This is a genomic window from Planktotalea sp., from assembly GCF_039984035.1.
Classification (GTDB): Bacteria; Pseudomonadota; Alphaproteobacteria; order Rhodobacterales; family Rhodobacteraceae; genus Planktotalea.
The window spans coordinates 1-4,735 of record NZ_JBDWVM010000405.1; the positions used below are offsets into that span (position 1 = coordinate 1).

Annotated in this window: 4 protein-coding genes; 1 reads left to right on the top strand and 3 read right to left on the bottom strand. The window is 55.9% G+C overall.

Going from position 1 to position 4,735, the window contains the following annotated elements; translation table 11 throughout:
- Nucleotides 1-170: 170 nt before the first annotated feature.
- The 3 genes from der to ABJQ89_RS17700 form a co-directional block, all read right to left on the bottom strand.
- Nucleotides 171-1,640, bottom strand: coding sequence for a ribosome biogenesis GTPase Der (gene der, locus ABJQ89_RS17690; RefSeq protein ID WP_348497478.1), 1,470 nt, complete (start codon nucleotides 1,638-1,640; stop codon nucleotides 171-173).
- Nucleotides 1,641-1,737: 97 nt separating this feature from the next.
- On the bottom strand, nucleotides 1,738-3,063 hold the full coding sequence (locus ABJQ89_RS17695) for a PQQ-binding-like beta-propeller repeat protein (RefSeq protein WP_348497479.1): 1,326 nt from the start codon (nucleotides 3,061-3,063) through the stop codon (nucleotides 1,738-1,740).
- Between the two features lie 59 nt (nucleotides 3,064-3,122).
- Nucleotides 3,123-3,794, bottom strand: coding sequence for a hypothetical protein (locus ABJQ89_RS17700; RefSeq protein WP_348497480.1), 672 nt, complete (start codon nucleotides 3,792-3,794; stop codon nucleotides 3,123-3,125).
- A 253-nt stretch (nucleotides 3,795-4,047) separates the two neighbouring features.
- On the opposite strand from ABJQ89_RS17700, the gene ABJQ89_RS17705 reads away from it, so the two are divergent.
- A partial coding sequence (locus ABJQ89_RS17705) for a biotin/lipoyl-binding protein (RefSeq protein ID WP_348497481.1) occupies nucleotides 4,048-4,735 on the top strand: 688 nt, incomplete at its 3' end.

Consider the following 4,735-nt stretch of genomic DNA (forward strand, 5'->3'; position numbering starts at 1 on the left):
CAACATTGGTTTGATCGGTTTTACGATCAGCCAAGTTCCACGTTCCGTCACAGAAAATCGCAATGCGTTTCATAAGCTCCCCCTCATTTAACGTTGGGGAAACTTATCTTATCCTTAGGCTAAGGCGAACCTAATCGGGTCGCCCTGCCAAGATTAACGCAATATTCGCGCTATTTATCTTTGTGATGCGGTGTGAGGTGCTTGCGCAGCTTGGACGGTGCCGCTTTCTTGCGCCCTTTGAACGGGTTCGCATCATTTTGCGAGCGCATATAGAGACGGATTGGCGTGCCCGGCATGTCAAAATCAACGCGCAGACCATTCACCAGATAGCGCGAATAACTTTCGCTCATCTTGTCCGGCAAGGAACACATCACAACAAAGCCCGGCGGACGGGATTTCGCTTGGGTCATGTAACGCAGCTTGATGCGTTTGCCTGCAGGTGCGGGCGGTGGGTGCGCTTCGACCATACCAGCGAGCCAGCGGTTCAATTGCGCTGTCGGAATACGCGTATTCCAAGTCTCGTAAGCGCGGATAATTGCGTCATGCAGACGATCAAGACCCCTGCCCGTCTTCGCAGACACCGTTACCAATGGCGCGCCACGCAGTTGCGGCAAAAGACGTTCAAAGCTTTCACGCAACGCGCGCAGCTTGTCTTGCTTGTCTTCTTCAATATCCCATTTGTTCACTGCGACGACCACAGCGCGCCCTTCGCGCTCCGCGAGATCAGCAATGCGCAAATCCTGTTGCTCAAACGGGATCGCCGCATCCAGCAAGACGACAACAACCTCAGCAAATTTTACAGCGCGCAGACCATCTGACACGGACAGCTTTTCCAGCTTGTCCTGCACCTTGGCCTTTTTGCGCATGCCCGCCGTATCGAAGATACGAATATGCGTGCCGTTCCATTCCGTGCGCAACGAAATCGCATCGCGGGTAATTCCCGCTTCAGGACCCGTCAAAAGGCGCTCATCACCCATGATGTTATTGATAAGCGTAGATTTTCCAGCGTTGGGACGACCTACAACAGCAATCTGCATAGGCTTCTTCGCCGTCGGCATGACGAATGGTTTCTCTTCGTCCCAGTCATCGTCCTCGTCCAGCGAAACATCTGTTTCAGGGGCAAGATCACTGGCGCGTTCCGCAAACCCATCGGCAAGCGGCATAAGCTGCGAATAAAGATCGTTTAGACCTTCACCGTGCTCAGCAGACAGGCGGATAGGCTCACCCAAACCCAATGAATAAGCTTCGATCACACCCGCATCAGCGGCCGACCCTTCGCCCTTGTTCGCGGCAAGAATGACATGCGCGGAGCGTTTACGCAGAATTTCCGCAAACACCTGATCCGCAGGCGTCACGCCAACGCGCGCATCGATCATAAAGAGACAGATGTCGGCCATATCAACTGCGCGCTCAGTCAAGCGGCGCATACGCCCTTGAAGGCTCTCGTCGGTCGCCTCTTCTAGGCCCGCCGTGTCAATTACAGTGAACCGCAAATCCGCAAGGCGCGCTTCGCCTTCGCGCAAATCACGCGTCACGCCCGGTTGGTCATCGACCAAAGCAAGGCGTTTGCCGACAAGGCGGTTGAAGAGCGTGGATTTGCCCACATTCGGGCGTCCTACGATGGCGAGAGTAAAGCTCATTGAAAAGCTCCAAAAATACGTCAGAGCGCCGCTCTAACGCAAAGCGGCGCTGTGGGGAAGAGGCATCATTGGGTGCGCGCCTGCACGCACCCGTCGTTTAGCGAATGGCGTGCAGCGTTCCGTTGCTAGACACCACATAAAGCGTATTGCCTGCCACAACCGGGTTCGTCGTCGCTCCGCCCGGAACTTCCACCGCGCTTAGTTGCGCACCAGAGGCAGGATCAAAGCTGCGGATCAACCCATCGTTAGAGGCAACCAGAACACGGCCACCTGCGATAACAGGGCCATAATGTGCAACGATTTCAACGCGGCGGCGGCGGTCTTCTTTAACAAAGAATGGCAGCTTCGTGCCCCAAATCCGCGTGCCTGTTTCACCGTCCAAACGGATCAACTCGTTTCGATCACTGACCGCGAAGATCGATCCACCCGCAGGCCAAACCGGACCAAGCGCCCCATCTTTTGCTGTCCAAAGACGTGCGCCACTGTCGGCGTTGACCGCGACAATACGGCCCGAATGGGACCCTGCAAAAACAGTATTCCCTGCGATCACAGGATCGCCCGTGATATCACTGACTGTGCTGGCTGCGACGCCGCGGCGTTGTCCTGCAACGGTCGCGTTCCAACGGCGCAGACCACCTTTGCGGAACGCAGCCTGCATTTCGCCAGAGCCAAAGGCGAAGATCACAAGATCGTCGCCAACCGCTGGTGCAGGCCCGCCAGACACGTTGGACACGTCAGATGCGGAGCCATCAAGCTGCCATTCAACACGGCCAGAATTTGCGTCGATTGCCCAAGCGACGTTGTCGCCAGCAACCAAATAGACCAATCCTCGGGAAATTGACGGTGTGCCGGTCGCAGGCGCGTCAAGGTCCTGCAGCCACAGCTCAGCGCCGCTGGCTGGATCAAGCGCGCGCACCTTCCCGAAACCAGAAGAAACGATCAGTTTGCCATCGCCATAAGCAAGGCCACCGCCCCCCGCGTCGTTCTGCTGATCCCGCGCAGGCGTCAGATCAACAGACCAGAGTTTTTCACCCCCGAGCGAAACTGCAGTAACGGTGCTTTTGGCATCCATCACAAAAATACGGCCATCTGCGACGACTGGGTCCGCAGTGATCCGATGGCGGCGGCTATCGCCCTCACCGATTGCTGTGGACCACTGAACACCCGTCAGCTGAGCCGCGAGCGCTGGATGCGCTGTCCGCGTTGCTGGGCTACCAATACGGTGCGTCCAGTTGGAATTGCTTGTTTGACGCGCGAGCGAAATATTTTGCACAGAGTTCTCGGTGCGCACGCGATCATCGGAAATCTCACCAAATGGTGCACGAAGGTCTTCGCGCTTGCCCGGCAAAATCGTGTCTTGCTCTGTGCAGCCCGCCAACATCGCTGCTGCAACGCCTGCCATGATCAATTTACTTGTCGTCACCGCTCAAAGCCCCCTTTGAAAGTGCCCCGTCTGTCGCGGGCTTGGTTTATTTGGCTCAATTACTGGCCAGCGAGTGTTTCAGGCTCCGCGCCTAGCGAGATAATGAGTTGCGTTGCGCGCTGACGCAAGCCTGCAGTCACTTCTGCATCCACAACAATCCCCTGCAACTTTTCGAGAGCAGCCTCTGTATCGCCTGCCTCAACGTCAATAAGCGCCAATTGCTCGGTTGCGAGCAAACGAAGCGCCATGCCTGGAGCGCCCAAAGCTTCAAGGCGAATCTGGCGATCTTCTGGTGTGAGCGATCCGTCAGAGCGGCTTGCTGCTTTGAAGGATGCGATCTGGCGGTAGATTTCTGGCAAACTGCCATCGCTCGCAATCGTTTCCAGAGCGGCTTGCGCGCCTGCGGGATCTTCATCGGCGCCTTGCTCAGCCGCTTGAAGCAGAGCAACGACAGCTTTCGCGCCTTGTGTAACATCTTGATTTTGAACAGCTTGCAGTGCGGAAACACGTGCGCTTGGTTCATCCTCGGCAAGCGCGGCAAGGATAGCATCCCCTGCGCTTTGCGCTTTCGCGCGCGCTTGTGATTTGCTCCACGCGTCATAGGCGGTGCCGCCCACAAGGGCCAAAACAGCCAAGATTGCGATCCATCCATACCGGCGCATTAGGCCGAACAAACGATCCCGGCGAACTTCTTCGCTGACTTCTTCAATAAAACTATCGGTATCGCTCACGCCTAAAACCCCTGCTTTTTGCCTCTCTTACCGCGATGTCACAGCCCTGCCAAGGGCTGGTCACACGCTTGCCACTTAATGCGCGCACTTTGGCGCACCCAGAATTGTTGCTCGAGATCGACCAACTGCGTAAAATGAACTCACCAGTTCAGAAAATGTACGTATTCGATTGAACTCGACAACAACATGACTATGTCAACTACCAACCGGCCCGCGCGCGTGCGCAATTCGTGTATTCAAGGACGACAGACCGATGAAGATTATTCCCGTCATCACAGCGATTTTGGTAAGTGCTTTTTTATATTTTCTTGTGTTCGAGCGTGAGCAATTGCTCGCATTTGCGCAAACTGATGCAACAGCTGCTCCTGAGAAAGAACAGGAAGAAGCGGCTGAAAGCGACACCAGCGCAGCATCAACGGAAGAAACAGGCATTCGCGTCTTCGCCGTAAAGTCCGAAGCACAGCAAATCGACAGCGCTGTTATCCTACGTGGCCAAACAGAAGCGGCACGCTTTGTTGAGGTGCGCGCTGAAACATCGGGTCAAGTCGTCTCTGAACCTCTTCGCAAAGGCACGTATGTAAAAGAAGGGCAGCTGCTTTGCTACCTTGATACAGGAACGCGCGAAGCCTCCCTCGCTGAAGCGCAAGCGCGTCTTGCCGAAGCAAAGGCACGCGTTCCAGAAACGCAGGCCCGCCTTGATGAGGCAATGGCACGTTTGGATGAGGCCAAAATCAACGACAATGCTGCGTCCAAGTTGAGCGAAGGCGGCTTTGCCTCTGACACTCGCGTTGCTTCGACACAAGCCGCTGTGCGCGCCGCAGAGGCGAGTGTCGCCTCAGCCAAAAGCGGCCTTGAAAGCACGGGCGCTGGTATCCAGAGCGCCGAGGCAGCAGTTGCAGCAGTTCAAAAAGACATTGATCGCTTGAAAATCACCGCGCCTT

Coding starts and splice junctions, on each gene's coding strand:
- der (WP_348497478.1), bottom strand. CDS start 1,640: ATGAGCTTTACTCTCGCCATCGTAGGACGCCCGAATGTGGGCAAATCC.